Origin of the sequence: Nitrospira tepida (assembly GCF_947241125.1) — a bacterium.
Lineage (GTDB): Bacteria > Nitrospirota > Nitrospiria > Nitrospirales > Nitrospiraceae > Nitrospira_G > Nitrospira_G tepida.
In genome coordinates this window covers 615,231-635,702 of the sequence record NZ_OX365700.1, presented here as the reverse complement: position 1 = coordinate 635,702, position 20,472 = coordinate 615,231, and the positions used below count along the sequence as shown (strand labels likewise).

Annotated in this window: 24 protein-coding genes; 4 read left to right on the top strand and 20 right to left on the bottom strand. The window is 61.9% G+C overall.

Annotation, left to right across the window (positions count from 1 at the left end):
• Positions 1-8: 8 nt before the first annotated feature.
• The 3 genes from QWI75_RS03115 to QWI75_RS03105 all read left to right on the top strand — a co-directional run bounded on the left by QWI75_RS03115 (position 9) and on the right by QWI75_RS03105 (position 1,429).
• Entirely contained in the window at positions 9-407 is a 399-nt protein-coding gene (locus tag QWI75_RS03115) for a hypothetical protein (protein WP_289267226.1), read from the top strand.
• 11 nt (positions 408-418) lie between these two features.
• Entirely contained in the window at positions 419-727 is a 309-nt protein-coding gene (locus tag QWI75_RS03110) for a hypothetical protein (protein ID WP_289267225.1), read from the top strand.
• A 168-nt stretch (positions 728-895) separates the two neighbouring features.
• Entirely contained in the window at positions 896-1,429 is a 534-nt protein-coding gene (locus tag QWI75_RS03105; protein WP_289267224.1) for a hypothetical protein, read from the top strand.
• A 39-nt stretch (positions 1,430-1,468) separates the two neighbouring features.
• On the opposite strand, the gene QWI75_RS03100 is transcribed toward QWI75_RS03105, so the two are convergent.
• The 4 genes from QWI75_RS03100 to QWI75_RS03085 all read right to left on the bottom strand — a co-directional run bounded on the left by QWI75_RS03100 (position 1,469) and on the right by QWI75_RS03085 (position 4,239).
• The gene (locus tag QWI75_RS03100; protein WP_289267223.1) at positions 1,469-2,407 is read right to left on the bottom strand and encodes a D-alanyl-D-alanine carboxypeptidase family protein; all 939 of its coding nucleotides are present in this window, start codon (positions 2,405-2,407) and stop codon (positions 1,469-1,471) included.
• Positions 2,408-2,456: 49 nt separating this feature from the next.
• On the bottom strand, positions 2,457-2,645 hold the full coding sequence (locus QWI75_RS03095; protein WP_289267222.1) for a hypothetical protein: 189 nt from the start codon (positions 2,643-2,645) through the stop codon (positions 2,457-2,459).
• Between the two features lie 99 nt (positions 2,646-2,744).
• The gene (locus QWI75_RS03090) at positions 2,745-2,945 is read right to left on the bottom strand and encodes a hypothetical protein (RefSeq protein ID WP_289267221.1); all 201 of its coding nucleotides are present in this window, start codon (positions 2,943-2,945) and stop codon (positions 2,745-2,747) included.
• Positions 2,946-3,078: 133 nt separating this feature from the next.
• Positions 3,079-4,239: an FG-GAP repeat domain-containing protein gene (locus QWI75_RS03085; RefSeq protein WP_289267220.1), complete on the bottom strand. Its 1,161-nt coding sequence runs from the start codon at positions 4,237-4,239 to the stop codon at positions 3,079-3,081.
• Between the two features lie 722 nt (positions 4,240-4,961).
• Here QWI75_RS03085 and QWI75_RS03080 point away from each other — a divergent pair.
• A complete protein-coding gene (locus QWI75_RS03080) occupies positions 4,962-5,282 on the top strand; it encodes a hypothetical protein (protein ID WP_289267219.1) in 321 nt (106 codons plus the stop codon).
• A gap of 100 nt (positions 5,283-5,382) precedes the next feature.
• Here the strand turns inward: QWI75_RS03080 and QWI75_RS03075 are convergent, their stop codons facing one another.
• The 16 genes from QWI75_RS03075 to QWI75_RS03000 form a co-directional block, all read right to left on the bottom strand.
• On the bottom strand, positions 5,383-6,381 hold the full coding sequence (locus QWI75_RS03075) for a PCP reductase family protein (RefSeq protein ID WP_289267218.1): 999 nt from the start codon (positions 6,379-6,381) through the stop codon (positions 5,383-5,385).
• 26 nt (positions 6,382-6,407) lie between these two features.
• Entirely contained in the window at positions 6,408-6,686 is a 279-nt protein-coding gene (locus tag QWI75_RS03070; protein WP_289267217.1) for an HU family DNA-binding protein, read from the bottom strand.
• Between the two features lie 39 nt (positions 6,687-6,725).
• A complete protein-coding gene (gene sppA / locus QWI75_RS03065) occupies positions 6,726-7,625 on the bottom strand; it encodes a signal peptide peptidase SppA (RefSeq protein ID WP_289267216.1) in 900 nt (299 codons plus the stop codon).
• Between the two features lie 54 nt (positions 7,626-7,679).
• Positions 7,680-9,389, bottom strand: coding sequence for a 30S ribosomal protein S1 (locus QWI75_RS03060; protein WP_289267215.1), 1,710 nt, complete (start codon positions 9,387-9,389; stop codon positions 7,680-7,682).
• 45 nt (positions 9,390-9,434) lie between these two features.
• A complete protein-coding gene (locus QWI75_RS03055; RefSeq protein ID WP_289267214.1) occupies positions 9,435-10,151 on the bottom strand; it encodes a lysophospholipid acyltransferase family protein in 717 nt (238 codons plus the stop codon).
• A complete protein-coding gene (gene cmk, locus QWI75_RS03050; RefSeq protein WP_289267213.1) occupies positions 10,148-10,870 on the bottom strand; it encodes a (d)CMP kinase in 723 nt (240 codons plus the stop codon). Before cmk ends, QWI75_RS03055 begins: the two co-directional genes overlap by 4 nt.
• Positions 10,870-12,180 carry a 3-phosphoshikimate 1-carboxyvinyltransferase gene (aroA, locus tag QWI75_RS03045; protein WP_289267212.1) on the bottom strand — a complete coding sequence of 437 codons (1,311 nt, stop codon included), beginning with the start codon at positions 12,178-12,180 and terminating at the stop codon, positions 10,870-10,872. The genes cmk and aroA overlap by 1 nt, the downstream gene beginning before the upstream one ends.
• 14 nt (positions 12,181-12,194) lie before the next feature.
• Entirely contained in the window at positions 12,195-13,079 is an 885-nt protein-coding gene (locus QWI75_RS03040) for a prephenate dehydrogenase (RefSeq protein WP_289267211.1), read from the bottom strand.
• A gap of 49 nt (positions 13,080-13,128) precedes the next feature.
• Complete coding sequence (gene aroF / locus QWI75_RS03035) at positions 13,129-14,142, bottom strand: 3-deoxy-7-phosphoheptulonate synthase (RefSeq protein WP_289267210.1); 1,014 nt, start codon at positions 14,140-14,142, stop codon at positions 13,129-13,131.
• Positions 14,143-14,158: 16 nt separating this feature from the next.
• Positions 14,159-15,253: a histidinol-phosphate transaminase gene (gene hisC, locus QWI75_RS03030; protein ID WP_289267209.1), complete on the bottom strand. Its 1,095-nt coding sequence runs from the start codon at positions 15,251-15,253 to the stop codon at positions 14,159-14,161.
• Between the two features lie 2 nt (positions 15,254-15,255).
• Positions 15,256-16,332 carry a prephenate dehydratase gene (gene pheA / locus QWI75_RS03025; protein ID WP_289267208.1) on the bottom strand — a complete coding sequence of 359 codons (1,077 nt, stop codon included), beginning with the start codon at positions 16,330-16,332 and terminating at the stop codon, positions 15,256-15,258.
• A gap of 255 nt (positions 16,333-16,587) precedes the next feature.
• Positions 16,588-17,592 (bottom strand): Holliday junction branch migration DNA helicase RuvB, encoded by a 1,005-nt coding sequence (gene ruvB / locus QWI75_RS03020; protein ID WP_370693611.1) that lies wholly within the window; start codon positions 17,590-17,592, stop codon positions 16,588-16,590.
• A 5-nt stretch (positions 17,593-17,597) separates the two neighbouring features.
• The gene (locus tag QWI75_RS03015; RefSeq protein WP_289267206.1) at positions 17,598-18,092 is read right to left on the bottom strand and encodes a hypothetical protein; all 495 of its coding nucleotides are present in this window, start codon (positions 18,090-18,092) and stop codon (positions 17,598-17,600) included.
• Positions 18,093-18,692 (bottom strand): Holliday junction branch migration protein RuvA, encoded by a 600-nt coding sequence (gene ruvA / locus QWI75_RS03010; RefSeq protein ID WP_289267205.1) that lies wholly within the window; start codon positions 18,690-18,692, stop codon positions 18,093-18,095.
• Positions 18,693-18,740: 48 nt separating this feature from the next.
• Positions 18,741-19,493 (bottom strand): YebC/PmpR family DNA-binding transcriptional regulator, encoded by a 753-nt coding sequence (locus tag QWI75_RS03005; protein WP_289267204.1) that lies wholly within the window; start codon positions 19,491-19,493, stop codon positions 18,741-18,743.
• A gap of 92 nt (positions 19,494-19,585) precedes the next feature.
• A complete protein-coding gene (locus tag QWI75_RS03000) occupies positions 19,586-20,404 on the bottom strand; it encodes a hypothetical protein (protein ID WP_289267203.1) in 819 nt (272 codons plus the stop codon).
• Positions 20,405-20,472: the final 68 nt, after the last annotated feature.

The window sequence follows — 20,472 nt, the reverse complement described above, 5'->3', positions numbered from 1 at the left end:
GATCGCGCATGCGGCACGGAATCCTGGCCATGCTGGCGGTGATCTGGGCTATCGACGGCCTGGCGCTTGTGTGTACGCCCCGTCCCGTGATAGGCCTCTTGCGCCACTACCTCGATCAAGGCGACGGGTTCGCGCGGTGGTGGGGACTCACCGGTCTTATGGGGTTGGCCCTGCTGGGTCTCCCGGACACGTTTCGTTTCCAACCGCTCTGGTGGTTCGTGGGCGGCGCCATGGTCGTAAAGGGCGTTTTTATCGGATTGGCTCCGGAGACCTGGCGAAAGCCCGCGGTCGCGTGGAGCCTCTCCCGGGAGGATGTGGATTACCGGCTCTGGGGGCTGGCGCTCTGTACGCTGGCCCTGCTGCTGGGAAGCGGACTTGGCGCATTGGGACCGCAGCCGGCTCCGTAACCCGCAATCGAATGAAGTCCACCGCAAACCCAATGGATGAATTGGCCAAACTCTGGGAAGCCCACCGGGATAGCGAGTGGCCCAAGTTCGCCAGCCCCGATCAGGGTGAATTGATGACGCTTGATACCGTGATCAGCGGATGCGCCACCTGTTATCTGGAGAGTCCGGACGGCCTTGACGATCAGCGTCGCGCGATCCTCTTCCAATGTCTCGACGACCTCCAAACGCTGCTGCCCCATATCCCGGAGGAGGCGGCCGACTATTTCACCCGACTCCATCGGCTTGCCTGGCTCCTGCATCATGTCTCTGAGGAGTCCTAGCCCTCCTCCGCCTCGATGTGAACGAGTTGGAGGGGCGCTGCGGGTTCTGCGTGTTGCAACGACCGGACCCCTCCGTTAGAATGCGCCGATTGTGCCGGCCTTGAAGGCGGCCCTGTGACAAGGCAATCCGCTGTTGACCGTTCGAGCCTCGAGACGAGGGAGGTTGCTATGCGCGACTGGGTCCGGTTTCTGACATGTTCCGCGGTGGTGGCCACCGGCCTCTTCGGCGCAGCGGCCTGGGCGCTTGCCGAACCCTATGAATTGACCAAACAGGATCTGATGGACCCGGCGCAGATCAAGAGCACGGAGGTCTCTCTCTTCGGCGTCAAGCTTGGAGATTCAGAAGGCAAGGCCTTGGACCTGTTGGTGAACGAAAAGATCCAGGGAGTCAAGGCCGAGCAGGAAGGCACCTTCATCCTGCTGTATGACCAGCGGAAGCCGATCGGCGCCATGGCGGGCGTCCGCGTGATGGACGGCAAAGTCGACATGTTGTTCATCAATAACCGGTTTGCCTTCAAGACCCGCGGCATCTTCCGCAACGTGCTGAACAGCGAGAGTTCAGAAGACGTGCGGCGCCACCTCGGGAAAGAGACCTCCGGCGACGAGAATGTGATGGGAGCCAGGCTGGCCTACGATCAGCAGGGGTTCGAAGTGAATTATCTCGGGAAGGACGTCAACGTCGAATTCATGATGCCGCGGTGATCCCGTCAGGCGGTCCGATGCGAAACCGGCTGAACGAGCCTATTCATAGGGCTGTTCCCGGTCCGAGACCTGGAACTCCGGGGTCGCCAACTGAAGCACCGTCAGGCCGTACTTGATCAGGTCCGACGCGGTCGTCCATCGTCGCTTCGCGCCCAACAACACCAGCAGCAACTCTCGCCCATCCTGCGACACCTTCGCAATCAGACAACGGCCGGCCTTGGACGTGAACCCGGTCTTCACGCCCTCCACGCCCGGCACCCGTCCCAGCAGGCGATTGGTATTGTGCAGCAGATAGACCCGGTTCCCGTTGATCGGTGAGATCAGGTCGCGTTCCTGCCGGACCAGCTCGCGGAAGATCGGATTTTCCAGCGCAATTTCACTCAGCTTCGCCAGATCCTCCGCGGTCGTGTAATGACCGGGCACGTCGAATCCGCAGGGATTTCCGAAATGGGTGTCCTTGAGCCCCAGCGCGGCGGCCTTGCGGTTCATCAACTCGACGAAGGTTGCTTCGTCCGAGGCCACGTGCTCCACCGCCGCCACGCAGGCGTCGTTGGCCGAGACGATCAACATGGCCTTCAACAGATCTTCCAGTCTGAACACCTGACCGGCCCGCAACCGGAGGCGGACTTTATGGGCCCTGGCGGCGCGCTCGCTCACCACCACTTCGTCGTTCAAATTCCCCTGTTCGAGGATGATAAGCGCCGACATGATCTTGGTCAGGCTTGCAGGGGACAGCCGCTCGCCGGCACGGAACTGATAGAGCGTTTGTCCGCTCTTCATGTCCTTGAGCAAAATGCCGTGGGCGGGAATCTGCCGCCACTTGAGCAGGCGGAGGCTCTTCGTGGCCTTGTGCGTCCTGCCGGACGGCTGGCCCTCTTCAGCCTGGGCCTGGGCGCCGCCGAAGGCCATTCCCCCGATCATCCAGAACAGGAGCAGCCCGAGGACCACTCGTCTGAGTCGGGATCGCGCGGGCGTCACCGTGACCGCCGCGAGAGGGTGCGATGCTGAGAGAATAGGCAGAGCATCATCAGAGCGTGAATTCCTCGCGGACCTTCCGGCCCCGCACTCCGCTCTCGATGACGCGATGGAAGAAGCGCAACAGGTCCGCCAGATCCAGCCAAAACCCGCAATTGATGCAGCGCGCATACAGGCGGCGGCTCAGCACTGTGTAATGCCGCTCGATCAGCATGCAGCCCTTGCATTTGAGACAATGCATAGTGAATCCGCGCAAACCAAGGACGACAAGCCGGTGGAGTCCGACTGGTCTCGTTCATTCCGCTCACAAGCCCGGCCGGCTCGACGGCTGCCTGTTCGTCTAGCGGAGGCGATTGAGAATCAGCGCCAGACAGCCCGCCAGCATGCCCCCGCCAAAAATCGTCACGAGAAAGGACACATAGGCCGGCGTACTGCCGCTGGGGTGATGGCCGTAGACCAGATCCCGCACCCCTCCTTGCACCATGAGGAACGCCAACGTGGTCAGGGACCCCATGGCGAACCACCAAGCAAAGGTCCTCACCGGACTCCGAAAGGATGAGAAGCTGGCGAGCGGCGTTGCGATTCAGACATCGGCACGTGCGCAAATGGTACGTGCGAGGTGCCACCCTGTCAAGGGAAATACCGGCCCAAACCCTCGCCTCCTATCGGCGCGGCTACCCGTTGTCTTGCGCCTGCGCAGGGGGCGCCTGCTTGTGCCCGCGGTGCAGGAACACCGAGACGCTTCCGGCTCCGTTGTTGGCAATGACCAACCCGGGAACCGCCGTCTGCTCGGTCATGACGGAAAAGTCCGCGAGCGCGAACGGCCCTCCTTTAGTCCGGTAGTTTCTGGGCGGGTACCGGAACGTGCCGTCACCGCGTCCGTAGAGAATCGAGAGATCGTTCGATTGAATATTGACGATCGCCACGTCCAAAATGTGGTCCCCGTCGAAATCCCGCGCCACTCCGTAATTGGGGCCGGCATCGGCTCCCGACTCTTTCCCCGGCTGAAAGCTGCCGTCACCCTTGCCGAGGAAAATCGTGAATGTGTCCATCTCTCCGTTGATCACGAAGAGGTCGTCAAGCTTGTCGTTGTTGAAGTCAGCCACGCTGACGCCCAGCGGACGTTTGCCCGTGCGATAATCGGTCGGGCCGGCGAACGAGCCGTCGCCTCTGCCCATCCACACGGACACGGCGTTCGACATGCGCCCTCCGTTCGTCACCAGGAGATCCGGCTTGCCGTCCGCGTTGAGATCCTTGAGCACCAGGGAGGTGGGGGTGTCCCCATACTCATAGAGAGGCCCGTCCGAGAACTCCCCATTGCCCCGTCCGAGCAGGATCTTGATCTTGTCGTTGCGAAGCGCCACGGCTAGGTCGATGGTCCCGTTGCCGTCCAGATCCGCCCCGTCGATGGATACAGGGATTTTGTGCAGGGTATAGAGATGCGCCTGTTGGAACCCGCCTTCCGGTTGGGCCAGATAGATCCCGACCTGGTCGCTGCCCGCGCACACGATCGCCATGTCGCTGAGCCCGTCGCCGTTGAGGTCCTTGACGGCCAAGGCCCGAGGCTCGACGCAGACCTTCATCTGGACTTGGTCTTTAAAACTGCCGTCGCCGTTGCCGATCAGAAACGACAAGGTGTTGTTCCCGATATTGGTCGTGACCACGTCGGTCACCCCGTCATGGTTGAAATCGGCTGTGGTGACGGTCGTGGGATTTCGTCCAACCGCATAATGGGCGTACAGATAGAACAGATCCGGCGGATCGTAGGCGTCGGTCTTGGTGCAGCTCCACAGCCCCGCGAGCAGAATGGCGGCGGCCGGGATTCCAAGAATCACCGCAAGCGCTCGACGGAGAGACCCTGATGTCGTCTGGAAAGCGTACATGGGATTCGTGGCTCTGGCAGTGGATGAAAACCGAGTATACTTGGTCATCGCGGAGCAGGACAACCGCCGTCCAGGCAGGTGAGCATCCGCTCGGTCGGGGAGCCGTTCGACGTAGGGATCATGGCCGCTCGCGGCGCCCGCGGGGAGGCGCCGCACCAGGCCTTCAGGAAAATTGAATTATGCCTCCTGTCTGGGCTAAGATGCGGAGCTTCCGCGGATAAATGGACGTATATGAAGCCTGTTGTCCGGCCGCCACGAGCCATAACAGGAAAAACACGAAATTGGGCTTCTCCGCCCGCATTATATTCGATACATCGATCACAAGACACGAATCACTGGAGGGTTTCTCCGCTGGCCGCAATTGCGATAAGACACTAAAGAGTCCAGCGGTTCTAGCAAAGCTTGGTATGGCGGGCGGTTCAACCAAGGTTCGTATGGCCGCCGGTTCTAGCGAAGCTTGGTATCGGGGAAAAGCGAGAGAGGATTCCTGGAGGTATTTCTCCGGCGGCGACAAGGAAGAGGGGCTTCGCCCGATGAGCCGCCGGTTCTAGCGAAGCTTGGTATCGGGGAAAAGCGAGAGAGGATTCCTGGAGGTATTTCTCCGGCGGCGACAAGGAAGAGGGGCTTCGCCCGATGAGCCGCCGGTTCTAGCGAAGCTTGGTATGGAGGGGGGTATGGCGGAAAAAGTGAAGATCGATTTGACCATGTACGGCATTGCCGAAGTGTTAAAGTGGTGCCACGACCGCAACAACGGACGGGTACCCGGAGTGGATACGGAAGGGTTCAAGAAAATGCAGGCGCTGCTTGCGGAGAAGCCCCAGGCCGGCGACTACTTTACGCTCGACCAGTTCTGGAAAAAGAACGTGACCCTGGAGTTTACCCCCGAGGAGATCCAGGTGATCGACCGATGCCTCTACGACATTCCCAACTTCGACAACGTACCCCTGCCGCAAATCCGGCACAAGTTCTGGCCCCAACATTCGGGCGCGCACTGACCCGCCGGTATCGAACAGCCCAGCCGCAACAGGCCTTTCGCCCTTGTACGGCCAAACTGATCGCCGCTCGTTCGGGGTCGGAATCCGAGCCCGGACGAGCCTACAGGGTCCCCTCTCCTTTGAGATATTTCCTGAACCGGTCCATCAGCTCGGCGCCCAACGTCCCACCTTCCGGCTTCTTGGTGTTCGGATCGGCAAAGTGCTGGCGAATGTCTTGAAGGCGTTTTTCGGCTTGATCGTTCCCCTGGAGCCGCTTCGTTTTCTGGAGCGCGGTCTCGAAGGCATCGAAGGTGAGCTCCCGGAAGCCGTACGCGCGGATGCGCTTGACCGCCTTCATCATCGCTTGGTTTCGGAACTGCGTGAGATGGTCCGAATCGATCTCTTTCAGCCCAAGCTTGCGCGCCCGCCGCTCGGCGGCCTTCCGGATGCCGCTTCGGACAAAGTCCGGCGAGGTCTGCAACCGCTTCCAGGCTTCGTCGGACCAGGCCACGCGTTCTTGCGGCCGGTCCCAGACCTGGACCAGCGCCGCCTCGTCGATCCGCGAGAGCCCCTGCTCGCGGGCCATCTCCTCGGTGTCGCGCTTGAGCATGTCGGCCACGAACTCCTGCGCAATCGCCGGCGCTTCTTTGATCTTCTCCTGGAGCCGGGCCAAGGCCGCTTCGCTCCAGTCCATCGGAGGCGTCGCCGCCTCCTGCAGATCGCCCAAGGCTTCCACCTTCTCGAAGAGGTCGACGTTGACCTCCATATGCCCGTGCTCGCGGGCCAGTTCTTCGGCGATCTGCTTGATCATGCCGCGCATGAATTCCGGGACGCTGTCTAATCGGGCCTGTGCCGCCGCGGTCCAGGGCAACCGCCCGGCCTGCATCTGGGAGGCCGCCTGGGCCATCCCGGCGCTCCCGCCCATGCTGCCCATCATCTGCCCTTTAAACTGATCGAGAATTTCCCCCGTAATGGTGCCGTACCCCAATTCACGGGCTTTCTTTTCCGCCAACCGCTTGACCATGCCCCGCAAGAAGGCCGGCGCGCGCTCCATCCGCTGAAGGGCTTCCGGGGTCCAGATGATATCGTCGGACGCGATCGGTTGGGTTGACTCGGCCATGATGATGCCTCGTACTGGTGTGACGTTTATTGGTTCAAAAGCTCTTTCAGTTCCTTGCCCGCTTTGAAGAACGGGACTTTCTTGGCCGGCACGGCGACCGTCGCGCCGGTTTTCGGATTCCGCCCTTCCTTCATGCGACGCGAACGGAGCCGGAAACTGCCGAATCCGCGGATCTCGGTCTTATCGCCCGCCCGCAGGGAATCGCGGATGCTGTCGAAGACCGTGTTGACGACGATCTCGGCCTGGCGTTTCGTCAACGTCGGCACCTGTTCGGACAATCGTTCGATGATCTGCGCTTTCGTCATTCAACTTCCTCCCTCTGCGGCGGAAAACCCGCGCGGCCGTCAATAGGCCATCAAGTACTTGAGACTGACCCCCGGGTGCCAATCAAACTGCGGCAACGCCCCCGACAATTTCGACTCGATCAGTTCACGGATCGAAAACCGCTTCCGCGGCTCCACCACCTGGGGTTCGCCTTCGATGCCGGCCAAATCCGCCGCCAGTTGAATGGCGTCGTCCAAGTCGCCGAGTTCATCGACCAGTTTCATGTCCTTGGCCTGCCGGCCGGTGAACACCCGCCCGTCGGCGAGTTCATGCACGTCGGCCAGATCGAGCGAACGGCCCTCCGACACCGCCTCGATGAATTGCTGATGGACGTCGTCCATCACGGTTTGAAGGACGGTGCGTTCCTCATCCGTCATCTTTCGAAGCGGCGAGCCGACGTCCTTGAACCGCCCGGATTTGATCACGACCCCTTCCACGCCGATTTTCTTGAGCAACCCTTCCAGGTTGGCGGTCTCCATGATCACGCCGATGCTGCCGGTCAAGGTGCCGGGATTGGCCATGATCCGGTCGCTGGCCACCGCGATATAATAACCCCCCGAGGCCGCGACCGTCCCCATCGAGGCCACCACGGCCTTGTTCGTCCTCGTGCGCAGGCGCCGGACGGCCTCGTAAATTTCCTGGGCCGGCACCACGCCGCCTCCTGGGCTGTCGATCCGCAGCACGATCGCCTTGACGGCCGGGCTGTCGCCGAACCGCTTCAGTTCCCCCACCGTCTCCTTGGAATCCACGATGACGCCTTCGATCCGAACGAGCGCCACCCGGTCCTCCCCAAGCATTTCCAGCCAAGGGAGGACCCAACTGCCGAGCAGCGTCAACAGGGTGCCCACTCCGAGAATCCAGAGCGTCAGCCGCCACCCCTTCTTGTGGGGCTTCGGTTCCGCCACCGGTGTGTCGGTCATGCTCGCAGCACTCCCCTTTTCCTAGTCCGGCCGTCAAGCGGCCGGAAGGGCGCCCTATTCGTCGTCGCTCTTGGTCCGCTTCCGCTGCTTGGCCGCGCGGCCCAGGCTCTGGTCCACCGATCCTTGCGAGGCGTGAAATTCGTCCACCTGCCGCGATTCCATGTCTGCATGGTGATCCCGCTGGCTCAGCGCGATCTTCCGTTCCTCCCGATCGACCTTGATCACCTTGGCGGTGACCTCGTCTTGCAACTTGAAGGTCTCTTCGAGCCGGCCGGACGGCTCCATCCTGGTTTCGCTCACGTGGATCAACCCTTCGACGCCGCCCTCCAACTCGACGAACACGCCGAAGTCCGCCACCTTGCTGACCCGGCCAGAAACCGTATCGCCCACATGGAACCGAGCGGGGATTTCATCCTCCCAGGGATCGCGGGTCAACTGCTTGTATCCCAAGGAGAGCCGCTCCTTTTCCTTGTCGATCCGGAGCACCACGGCCTCGACCTTCTGCCCTTTTTTGAACAGCTCAGACGGGTGCTTGATGTGTTTGACCCAGGACATGTCGGAAATGTGGATGAGCCCGTCGATGCCTTCGTCCAATCCGACAAAGGCACCGAAATCGGTCAGGCTCTTGATCTTGCCTTCGATCCTCGTTCCGGCCGGGTACTTGGTCTCGACCACGTCCCAGGGATTCGGCGCGGTTTGCTTCATGCCTAGGGAAATCTTCCGGTTCCCCGGGTCCACGTTCAAGACGGCCGCCTCCACCTGATCGCCGATGGAGACAACTTTGGATGGGTGGCGGACTTCATGCGTCCAGGACATTTCCGACACATGGACCAGCCCTTCCACGCCCGGCTCCAACTCGATGAAGGCGCCGTAGTCGGTGAGGCTGACCACCTTGCCCTTGACCCTCGTCCCAATGGGATACTTGGTCGCCACGTTGGTCCAGGGGTCGGCGGTCTTCTGCTTGAGGCCCAGCGAGATCCGTCCGGTCTCCCGGTCGTATTTAAGCACGGTCACTTCCACACGATCGCTGATCTGGAACATTTCGGACGGATGCCCGACGCGGCCCCACGACATGTCGGTGATGTGCAGCAACCCGTCGATGCCGCCCAGGTCGATGAAGGCGCCGTAGTCGGTGATGTTTTTCACCGTGCCCTGAATCAACTGGCCTTCCTTCAGATTGGCCAAGGTCGTCTGGCGGTTCCGGTCGCGCGTCTCTTCGAGCAGCACCCGCCGGGAGACCACCACGTTGCCGCGCCGGTGGTTGATCTTGATGATCTTCATCGGGAAGACCTTGCCGATCAACCCGTCGAGGTCGCGCACCGGATGGAGGTCGATCTGCGATCCCGGCAAGAAGGCCTTCACGCCGATGTCCACCATCATGCCGCCCTTGATCTTGGAGAGGATCTTCCCCTCCACATTCTTCTCTTCCTTGAAGATCTTTTCCAGATCCTCCCAAATCTTCATCTTGTCGGCCTTTTCCTTCGACAAGACGAGATTGCCCTCCGAATCCTCCGTGTCCTCGATATAGACCTGAACCCGGTCGCCGACCTTGAGGTGGCTCAATTCCTCCTGCGAGAACTGCTCAAGCGGGATCAGCCCTTCCGACTTGTATCCGATATCGACGACGATCTTGTCTTTGCCGATGGCGACGATGCGTCCCTCGACGATCGTGCCCTCTTCGAAATTCCGAAACGTCTCTTCATAGAGGGACTCCATGGCCCCCCGATCCAACCGTTGGCCTGTCGGCTGCGTGGCAATAGTCATGACGATACGACCCAATCCTCCGAACTCTGTCGGGTGCTGATATGGTTATGACCCACGGCCGCTCTCAGCGCTGAGCGGCCCTGGGGCCGGTGGTTCGTGCGTGGCGTCAGCGGAGGAAGTCCCTCTCGGCTTCGTCTCCCTCGGCGGCTCGACGCCGCCCAGCTCCGCAATCTTCAGCATCACACGCCGGCTCACTTCGCGATAGAACGCCTTCTCTGACAACGCTCCCAGTTTCCCGTCAAAGGAGAGCGCCTGCCCAAACCGGACGGAGAGAGGCCGCAGGCGGGGCCAGGATGCGCCCGGCGGCAACACGTCATAGGTCCCTCCGATGTGGACGGGAATCACGGGGCATCCGGTTTGCGCGACCACGATGCCGATCCCGGGCTTCCCCGCTCTCAATTTCCCGGTGAGGCTGCGCCCCCCCTCCGGGTAGATGACCACCGCCTTTCCCTGGCGAATAAGCTCGATCGCCAGCTCGAATCCTTTTCGATCCAGCCGGTCTGCGCGGATCGGAATCCAGCCCAAGGCTTGCAGCAGGGGCCTGAGCCTTGGGAAAAACAAGTCTCGTCGTCCCAGGTACCAGAGCCGGCGCCGGACAGCGCAGCCCAGAATGGGAATATCCAGGTAGCTCGCGTGGTTCGCGGCCAGCAGCACCCCGCCCTGCTTCGGAACATGCTCCTGACCCTCGACGCGGAACCGAAAGAACAGATGCGCAAGGCCTCGGACCAGCATCCAGAGGATGCCGTACAGCAGCGAACTCACAGTTTGGCGGAGACGGCCGCCAGCATCCGCTGGAGGACCTGCTCGATATCGAGATTCGACGTATCGATGGTCAACGCGTCCGGCGCGGGCACCAGCGGCGCGAGCGCCCTGGTCCGATCCCTGGTATCACGGGCAACCAAGTCTCGAGCCGTGTCTTCCAACGACACAGGTCCTCCCGATGCCGCAAGTTCACGAAAGCGCCGTTGCGCGCGGACCTCGGGGGTCGCTTCCAGAAAAAACTTCACGTCCGCAGCCGGAAACACGCGGGTACCCACATCACGACCTTCGGCCACCACAGCCCCCCGTTCCGCGATCTTTCGCTGCACCGGCAGCAGCCACTCGCGGACCGCCGGGAGCGATGAGATCACGGAGGCCAGCGCGCTCGTGTCGGGAGCCCGCAAATCGTCGGTGATGTCTTGCCCATCTACAGACACCCGCATCCTCTCGCCATCCTGATGGCGGACTTCCAACAACGTCGTCGCCAACAATCGCTCTACGGCCGCCTCGTCATCGGAGGCCACGCTGGCTCGTTTCGTTTTCCAGGCCAACGCCCGGTACAGGGCGCCGGTATCGAGATAGAGATAGCCGAGACGGGAGGCCAGCAGCTTCGCGACCGTGCTTTTCCCCGCTCCGGCTGGCCCATCGATGGCGATCACCAATGAAGACCGCTGGGCACGACCGTGGGGATCGGCGGCCCGTTGCGCGTGTATTATAGACATCAGCTCAAAGGTGTCAACAAATCCAATAACTTAGATTCGAAACCCGGGAAGGACGTCTCGATGCATCCAGAATCTGCGATCGTCGTGACTCCGTCAGCAACCAATCCAGCCACAGCCATGGACATGGCAATACGATGATCGCCATGGCTGTCGCAGGAGGCCGCAATCATCCGGGCCTTGCCTCCGCTTCCATGAATGACCATGCCGTCCGGCCGCTCGGTCATCGAGACATCCATCTTTCGCAGTTCGACGGCCATTGTGGCGATGCGATCGCTTTCCTTCACCCGCAATTCTTCCGCCCCGGAGACGATCGTGTCACCCTCGGCGACTGCCGCTGCCACGCAGAGAATGGGGAACTCATCGATCATGTGCGGGATCTCGTCCGCCGTGACCGTGACGCCCCGGAGCGATGCAGACCTGACCATAAGGTCCGCAACCGGCTCACCGGCTTCCTCCCGGACATTCAAGACCTGGATATCCGCGCCCATGCGGGCCAGAATCGTCAGCAGCCCGATCCTCGTCGGATTGACGCCGACCTGGCGGATCGTGATTTCGGAACCAGGCACGATCGTCCCCGCGACCAGAAAGAACGCGGCGGCGGAAAAATCTCCCGGCACCCACAGATCCTTGGCCTGCCAGCCTGCGGCGGGACGCCCCTCCACCGACACGGTCGTGCCGCGCTGCGAACAGGCAATGCCGTAATAGCGGAAGATCCGCTCCGTATGGTCGCGCGAGACCCGCGGCTCGGTCACGCTCGTGGTCCCCTCCGCAAAGAGACCGGCCAACAACAAGGCCGACTTTACCTGGGCGCTGGCGACGGGCGAAGCGTAGGTGATGCCCGTGAGCTTGCGGCCGGTGATGGCGAGCGGCGCCAGCTCCCCGCCCCTCCGGCCGGCGATGGAGGCGCCCATCTCGCGCAGGGGCCGGACGACGCGGCCCATGGGCCGGCGCCGGATGGAGGCGTCGCCGGTCAACACCGTGAAAAAATCCTGACCGGCCAGGAGGCCAGTGAGGAGCCTGATGCCCGTTCCTGAATTGCCACAGTCGATCGGGCCGTTCGACTCGCTGAGCCCCCATTGTCCCTTGCCCTGCACGTCGAGCCGCCCGGGAGACTCCTGGATCTCGATCCCCATGGCCCGACAGGCCCGCATCGTGTTCAGACAGTCCTCGCCGCGGCAGTAGCCGGTGATGGAGCTGCGTCCCTGCGCCAGGGAAGCCAGCATGATGGCTCGATGGGTGACGGACTTGTCTCCCGGCACCTCGATGGTGCCGCGGAGCGATCGAGCCGGCTTGATGGTCAGCGACGACATCGCGGCTTCATCCTTCACGCGGGCTGTCCGTTGAGCTGCTCCCGGACCATCTTGGCCTGTTCCAGTTCCTTTTCGAGGCCGGGGCCGTCGCCGGATCTGATCAGCTCTTTCAAGTGCCGGAGATGCCGTTCATAGACCTCGATCAGTTGAACCAGGTTGTCCCGGTTCCACAGGCAGATATCGCGCCACATCTCGGGCGAGCTGGCCGCGATGCGTGTCGTGTCGCGCAGTCCACCGCCTGAGTGCAGGCGGAGATCCAAATCCGGCGCCAGGCGGTCCCGCACCTCCGCGAGCGCGTTGACCAGGGAAAAGGCGGCCACATGCGGCAGATGGCTGACCGCGCCCAGAATCCTGTCGTGGAGGAAGGGATCCATCGAGAGCACGGTCGAACCGGTTCGTTCCCACAGTTCCGTGATCATCCGCAGAGCCTCCGGATCGGTGCGCGGCGTCGGGGTGACGATGCAACGGGCCCCCTGAAAGAGCGTCACGGACCCGGCCGCCACGCCGGTCTTTTCCTTGCCGGCGATCGGGTGCGCGCCGACGAACCGAATCAGCGCGGGGAGCCGGTTCTCGGCTTGAATCACGAGGTTGCCCTTGACGCTGCCCACGTCGCTCACAATCGCCTGCGGCTGCAACAGGTTTCCCCACTGTGTCAGGTGCTGCTCGTAGGTATCGACCGGCGTCGCAAGGATGACCAGATCTGCGTCCCGCACACCGTCGCGGGGATCGGAAACATACCGGTCAATCGCGCCGACCTCCACCGCGGTCTTGAGATTGTCGATCCTCCGCCCGACCCCGACGACGGTCTCGGCCAGTCTCTCCCGTCGCACGATCATTCCCAGAGAGCCGCCGATCAGGCCCACCCCGATGATCGTCATCTGCTTGAAGTGAATCGCCATCCTGTTTCCGATAGGCCGATGCGCCGCTGGCCGATGGCTGCGAGACCCTTTATAGTTCGCGGCCGACCGCCTGCGCGATCTTCTTGATCTCGACCATCAGCTCCTTGAATTTGGCCGGCTTGATCGACTCTTCGCCGTCGCAGAGCGCGCATTCCGGATTCGAATGGACTTCGATCAGCAATCCGTCCGCCCCCGCGGCGACGGCGGCCCGCGACATGGGGGCGACCAGGTTCCACTTGCCCGTCGCGTGGCTCGGGTCCACGATGACCGGCAGGTGCGACAATTCCTTGAGCGTGGGGACCGCCGAGAGGTCGAGCGTGTTGCGATATTGGGTTTCGAACGTCCGGATGCCCCGCTCGCACAACATCACGTTCCGGTTGCCGCGCGACATGATGTATTCCGCCGACAGCAGGAACTCCTTGAGCGTCGCCGAGAGTCCGCGCTTGAGCAGCACCGGCTTGTCGTAGGAGCCGACCTCCTTGAGCAATTCGAAGTTCTGCATGTTGCGCGCGCCGACTTGAATGATGTCCGCCTTTTCAAGAAACAAATCGATGTCGCGCGTGTCCAGGATCTCGCTCACGACCGGCAGCCCCGTCTGCTTCCTGGCCTCCAGCAGATAGTCGAGCCCTTCCCGGCCCACTCCCTGGAAAGAATAGGGCGAGGTCCGCGGCTTGTAGGCGCCGCCACGCAGGATGCTTGCCCCGCCGGCCTTCACCTCATGGGCGATGCCGACGGTCAATTCCAACCGCTCCACGGCGCAGGGACCGGCCATCATCGCCAGCTTCTTGTCCCCGATTTTCACCCCGCCGACATCGATGATCGTCCCCTCTTTCTTGAACTCCCGGCTGACCAGTTTCCACGGAGCCAGAATGGGCGTGACGCTCTCCACGCCCGGGAAGGCCGTCAACGGCTGATTGTGCAGGATGCGATCATCCCCGATCACGCCGATGATCGTGCGTTCCTGTCCCGTGGAAATATGCGACTTTAATCCGAGTTCCCGCAGCCTATCGAGCAGATGATCGATCTGCTTTTCCGTCGCGTCCGGTTTCAAGACAATGATCATGTTGTGGCCTCGACGCTCAAGACTGTATTGGTTCACGCTCCAGCACGTTCCGGAGCGCGGCAAGAAACATCTGATTCTCCTCGGGAAGGCCGATCGTCACCCGCACCATCGACCCTTCGATGTGCCGGACGATGACCCCTTCGCGGAGCAGGGCCTGGAACAGTTCCCGCCCGTCGCGTCCCGCATCGAAATACAAAAAATTCGCCTGGCTCGGGAGCGGAGTCAAGCCCAGGGCTTCGAGTCCCTGCCGCACCACGGCCATCTGCTCCCGATTGAGGCTCCGGCTTCGCGTCACATGGGTCTCGTCGCCTAAGGCCGCGATCGCCGCCTCCTGCGCGACGCTATTCGCATTGAAGGGGGGACGCAGCCGGTTGAGGTAACTCGCGATCTCCGGGGTGGTCAGCCCATAGCCGATGCGCAGGCCGGCCAAGCCGTAGATTTTCGAGAAAGTCCGGAGCACGATCGCGTGGCGCCCCTGTTTCACATAGGCCAGCGAATCGGCATAGTCGGCCGCATCGGCATATTCATAATAGGCCTCGTCGAATACCACGACGACCTGCTCCGGCACCCGCTGCATCAGGGCCCGGACTTCGGTCTCCGTCACCATGGTGCCCGTGGGGTTATTGGGATTGCAGATAAACAGCAGCCTGGTGCGAGGGGTGATGGCATCGGCCATGGCGGAGAGGTCATGGCGTCCGTTCTTCATCGGCACAGTCACCGACTTCCCGTGCGCGGCGGTCACTTCCATTTTATAGATCACGAACGTCTCGCTGGCCATGACCGCTTCGTCGGCGGGAGAAAGGAACGTCCGCGCCAACAGGCCCAGAATCTCGTCCGAGCCGTTACCCAAGAGCACTTGGTCGGGAGTCACCTTCCATCGTTCCGCCAGCGCGGTGCGCAGCCGGAATGCCCCGCCGTCCGGATAGCGATGCAGGGAACCGGTCACCGGCCCGATCGCCGCCACCGCCTTGGGGGAAGGACCCAGCGGGTTCTCGTTCGAGGCGAGCTTGACGATCCGCGACAGGCCCAATTCCCGCTGCAGCTCCTCGATCGGCTTGCCCGGGACGTAGGGAACGAGCGAATCAATGTCTGGATGAACAATCAGTGCCATGGTTACGCGTGCGCCGGGTACGATCCGAGAATTTTCATGAAGAGACAGCGGGACTTGACCTCGTCGAGCGCTTTCTTCATGCGCTCTTCTTCGACATGCCCTTCCACGTCGACGAAGAAAATGTATTCCCAGGCCTTCCGTCGCGAGGGACGGGATTCGATTTTGGTCATGTTAATGCCGGATGAGGCAAAGGGCCGCAACAGGTCATAGAGGGCGCCCGCGCGGTCCTTGACCGAAATCATCACGGAGGTCTTGTCCTTTCCGGTCCGCTGGGGAGCGGTCTTGGCCAAAACCAGAAACCGGGTGAAGTTATTGATGTTGTCTTCAATCCTCGACTGCACCACCTTCAGGCCGTACAGGTGCGCCGCCAGCTCCGAGGCGATGGCTCCGGCGGAGGCGTCTTCGGACGCCATTTCGGCGGCGCGTGCAGTGCTCGCGACTTCGGACAGGGGTACGTTCGGCACGTGGGTTTCCAGCCAGTTCCGGCATTGGGCCAACGCATGGGGGTGTGAATAGATCTTTGTGATCTCCTCCTTCGCCCCCGACTTGGACAGGAGGTGATGCGACACCTCAAGCAGGACCTCCCCATAAATGAGCAGGGGTGAATCGATGAACATATCGAGCGTGTGGCTCACCACCCCTTCCGTCGAATTCTCGATCGGCACGACCCCGAAATTCGCCCGGCCCCGCTCGACCTCCGTGAAGACATCTTTGATGCTTGTCACCGGGACATATTGCGCCGACTCGCCGAATTTCTGGCGGGAGGCCAGGTGCGTGAACGTGGCGCGCGGCCCCAGATAGGCAACCTTTTGCGGTCCCTCCAACGAGAGAGAGGCGGACATGATCTCCCGGTAGACCGACCGGATCGCATCGCTCGGAAAGGGGCCGGGATTCCGGCTGGTGAGCCGCTGGATGATCTCCGCCTCGCGCGCGGGGGTATGCAGATTCGCCCCGGCGTCGTTCTGCCGCTTGAGTTGGCCGATTTCAATGACATAGGTCGATCGCTCATTCAGCAACCGAAGGATTTCATCGTCCAGTTGGTCGATCCGCCGCCGCAGCTCTTGCAGGTCTCTGTTCATCACCGGAGGGTCCGTCTCATACGAGAATTCCTACTGGATGCGGCTCGACCAGAATTGGCGCTATAGCGCAGCCCTGGAATGCATGGCCGGAGAGAAGGAACTTCTCTTCACGTCCAAAGTGAAGATGTTACTAAAAACCCCTGAAGTCTTGCAAGGATAGGCCAGTCGAACAAATCGGGTACTCAGCCGGGAGTGATGCGAGGGGCCCGGTGGTGAACCCCGCGATCATTCTCATGCCATCACCCTGATGCTCGCCTATGCGAACAGATCTTTTTTCTTGCCGAAATGCTCATAGGCCAGCCTTGTGGCGCAACGGCCGCGCGCGGTCCGCTCGAGATAACCGGCTTGAATCAGATAGGGCTCGTACACTTCTTCGAGCGTGGCCCGGTCCTCGTTGATCGCGGCAGCGAGGGATTCGACCCCGACCGGCCCTCCTCCGAACTTCTCCAGGATGGTCGAAAGGATATTCCGATCCATTTCATCGAACCCAGCCCGATCCACCCCGATCCAGTCCAAGGCATCCTGCGCCACTTGGCGGCTAATGTGCCCTTGGGCCTTGATCTGGGCAAAATCCCGCACCCGTTTCATCAGCCGGTTGACGACTCGGGGCGTCCCCCGGGCCCGCCCGGCGATTTCCCTGGCGCCCTCCTCGTCGATGTCCACGCGAAGCAGGCGGGCGGTCCTGCGGACGATCGCTTCCAACTCTTCCGGCGAATAGAACCCCAGCCGATAGACCAGTCCGAACCGTTCCCGGAGGGGGCTGGTCAGGGCACCGGCTCTGGTCGTCGCGCCTACCAGGGTGAAGGGCGGCAGCTCGAGCTTGATGGTCTTGGCCTGCGGACCCTGCCCGACGACCAGGTCCAACTGATAGTCCTCCATCGCCGGATACAGGGCCTCCTCTACCGAGGCGGGCAGGCGATGGATCTCGTCGATAAACAGCACATCACCGGCTTGCAGGTTGGTCAGGATCGCCGCCAGGTCCCCGGCATGGGCCAAGACCAACCCCGAGGTCGAGCGGATCGCCGCCCCCATTTCCCGCGCGATGATATGTGCGATCGTCGTCTTGCCGAGCCCGGGAGGGCCGTAAAAGATCGCATGGTCCAGCGCCTCCCCCCGTTGCTTGGCTGCGTCGATGCAGACTTGCAGCGACTGCTTCATCGACACCTGGCCGATATAGTCCTGCAGGCTCTGAGGCCTGAGGGTCAACTCCAACCCCTGCTCTTCATCCGTCTGGCCGGGCGACACGATGCGCCGATCCATGGACATTACTGGCTCCCCTGACCAGTCGAAGGAGGCGGCGGCAACGTCTGGCCGGGAGGCGGCATCGCGCCCTGTCCCGGCGTCGGGAACTGACCGGCGCAGTCAGGCGGGCAAAAGCGGCCGCCCTGGGAGGGATTCGGCGTGCTGGAATCCATTTTTTGGAGCTGACATCGGCTCATGGCGCCTCCGTCCCTGGCGCACTGGGTCGGTACCATCGTTCCCCCGACCTTGACATAGCCTTCCGGGCATTCTCCGCAGACGGACAGGAGATTGCCTCCGAGCGGCACGCACTGCACCAACGTGGCATCGCCCTCCGGGCAGGTTTTCGGATCACTGGTCACCGCGGTCGTGGCAAACCCCTCCGGGCAGCTCCCGCAGCGCAACTGCCTGATCTTCGGCTCTTCCTTCTCTTCGGCTCCCGCGGGAGTTACGAGGAGGCCGGCGGCCAGGACGGCTCCAGTCAATCCTATAACGCCTATGACGGTGACCTGTCTCATCATTCACCCCTTGGCTAAGTGCTTGAGCGTCGCCCGTATGACGTCGGTGAGATCGGCCTGTTCAAGATGGAGCTTGCTCAAGACCTGTTTGACATCGGCCGGCTTGTACCCCAGATTCACCAGGGCGGAGGTCGCGTCCTCATAGACGGATGTGGCAGGACAGCCGGCGGCGGGTGACGACAGCCCGCCGATCACCGACAGTCGCTCGACCCTGTCCTTCAATTCGAGCACAAGCCGGCTGGCGGATTTCTTCCCGATACCGGGCACGGTTGCCAACCGATCGATATCGCCGGCCTGCACCGCCTCGGCCAGGTTCGGAATCGTAAAGGTCGAAAGCACACTCAGCGCCAACTTGGGTCCGATCCCGCTGACCGTGGTCAGCAGCCCGAACGCAGTCTTCTCCGGCTCAGTCAGAAATCCGAACAGTTGAATCGCATCCTCCCGGAGGCAGGTCTGCACATGCAGGCTGGTGACCTGAGCCACGTCCGGGAGTCCACAGTAGGTGCTGAGGGGAATAAAGAGTTCGTAACCGACGCCCTGCACATCGATGACGGCCTGGCTCGGGGATTTGCGGACCAGTCGGCCCGTCAGTGAGGCGATCATGCCGGCTCGGGCAGGGGCCCGATGACTCTACAGGCAACCAGCTTGATACTAACCGGCTGCCGCAGCCTTCTCCATGATTTCTTCCGAGATGTCGAAGTTGGCGTGAACCTTCTGGACATCGTCGTGATCGTCCAGCACCTCCAGAAGCTTGAGCATCTGCTCGGCCGCCTTTTCTTCAAGCTGGACGGAGTTCTGGGGCAGGAACGTGACTTCGGCCAGCGAGGGTTCGATCTGGGCATCCGCGATGGCTTTTCTCACCGGCTCGAAATCATGCGGCGCGGTGATCACTTCAAAGGTCTTGTCCGTGACCTTGACGTCCTCGGCCCCGGCGTCAAGGCTCAGAGACAGGAGCCTGTCTTCCTCGACCTTGTCCTTATCGACGATGATCAGGCCCTTCTTGTGAAATTGCCAGGCGACGGCGCCGGCCTCAGCCAGGTTGCCGCCGTTCTTGGTGAGGAGACTCCGGATTTCCGCGACGGTGCGGTTTCGATTATCGGATTGGATTTCGATCAGGAGCGCCGTCCCGCCCGGACCGTAGCCTTCCAGCGAGAACTCTTCGATCGTGACTCCGGGCAATTCGCCGGTCCCGCGCTGGATGGCCTTCTTGATCGTGTCATTGGGCATGTTGGCTTCGCGGGCCTTGATGATGGCCAACCGCAAGCGCGGATTGCCGTCCGGGTCCCCTCCCCCCCTGGCCGCGATCGTGATCTCGCGGATGACCTTGGTGAAGAGCTTGCCCCGTTTGGCATCAACCGCCGCTTTGTGCCGCTTGGTGGTGGCCCAATGACTATGGCCGCCCATAGGACCCTCCTGCCATCAACCGGTGGAACTTGGTACAGCTAGCACAGACTGAACGGGGGTGTCAACGCGACCGCGGTGCGGCTCGATCCGCACTATTCCCGATACAGCAGCAACTGCACCGCGATCACCAGCACAAGCAATGACCAGGTGAGGTCCCACCAGGAGATGTTGCGAGTGCCAACGCCCTCCAGGCCGACGCCGGCTCTTGGACTAAGTTGCCGGACGGTCTTCCAACCAGCGAGGGTCTTGGCAATCCCAGCCGCGACCGCGGTGGTTCCCATCAAGGCATGGTGCATCGCAATATGTTGCGCCGCGGGATGGGCGCCATGGTTGTGGGAGAACAGCATGAGCCCGCCCACAATCGCGAAGAGCGGCAGCGGGAACAGCCAACCCGGAGCCTGAAGAGCCTCTCGCCGCCTGGCCAATTCAATCGCGCCGACGCCCAAGGCGAGCAGGCCGTATTGCTTGTGTTGCGCGATCTCGCCCGTTGCCCTGACGAAAGTGTCGAGAAAACTCATGTGCCCGACCGGCCAGGCATCATGGTCGCTCCAGATCAGCAGCCAGACCCCGGCCGCCATCAGCGCTCCCGGCAGCAGATACGTGTCCCAATCTTTGCCACGAACACCAAAGCTGGACCGGAGTTCGCCCAAGCCGAGCAGCAGGACACAGAGGGCGCTGATCTGATGGCTGAATTCAGAATAGGCCTTGCCTTCCGCCGACCCTTCCCACTGCGGGACTTTCGACGCGGGCTCTGCATGCCCGGGGACTCCATAACCGGCATCGGATTCCCCGTGCTGGTCCTGATAATGTTGGGCCTGAAGAACGGAGGGAGAGATCCAGGGTGAAGCGACGAGAACAATCGCGAGCCACAGATGCCGAAACGAAACCCACCAACCTTTGATCTCAGACATTCCTTCCAACTACCCGACCGACGAGCGCCCGACAAACAAAGAGCCCATTCGGCCTGCCGAATGGGCTC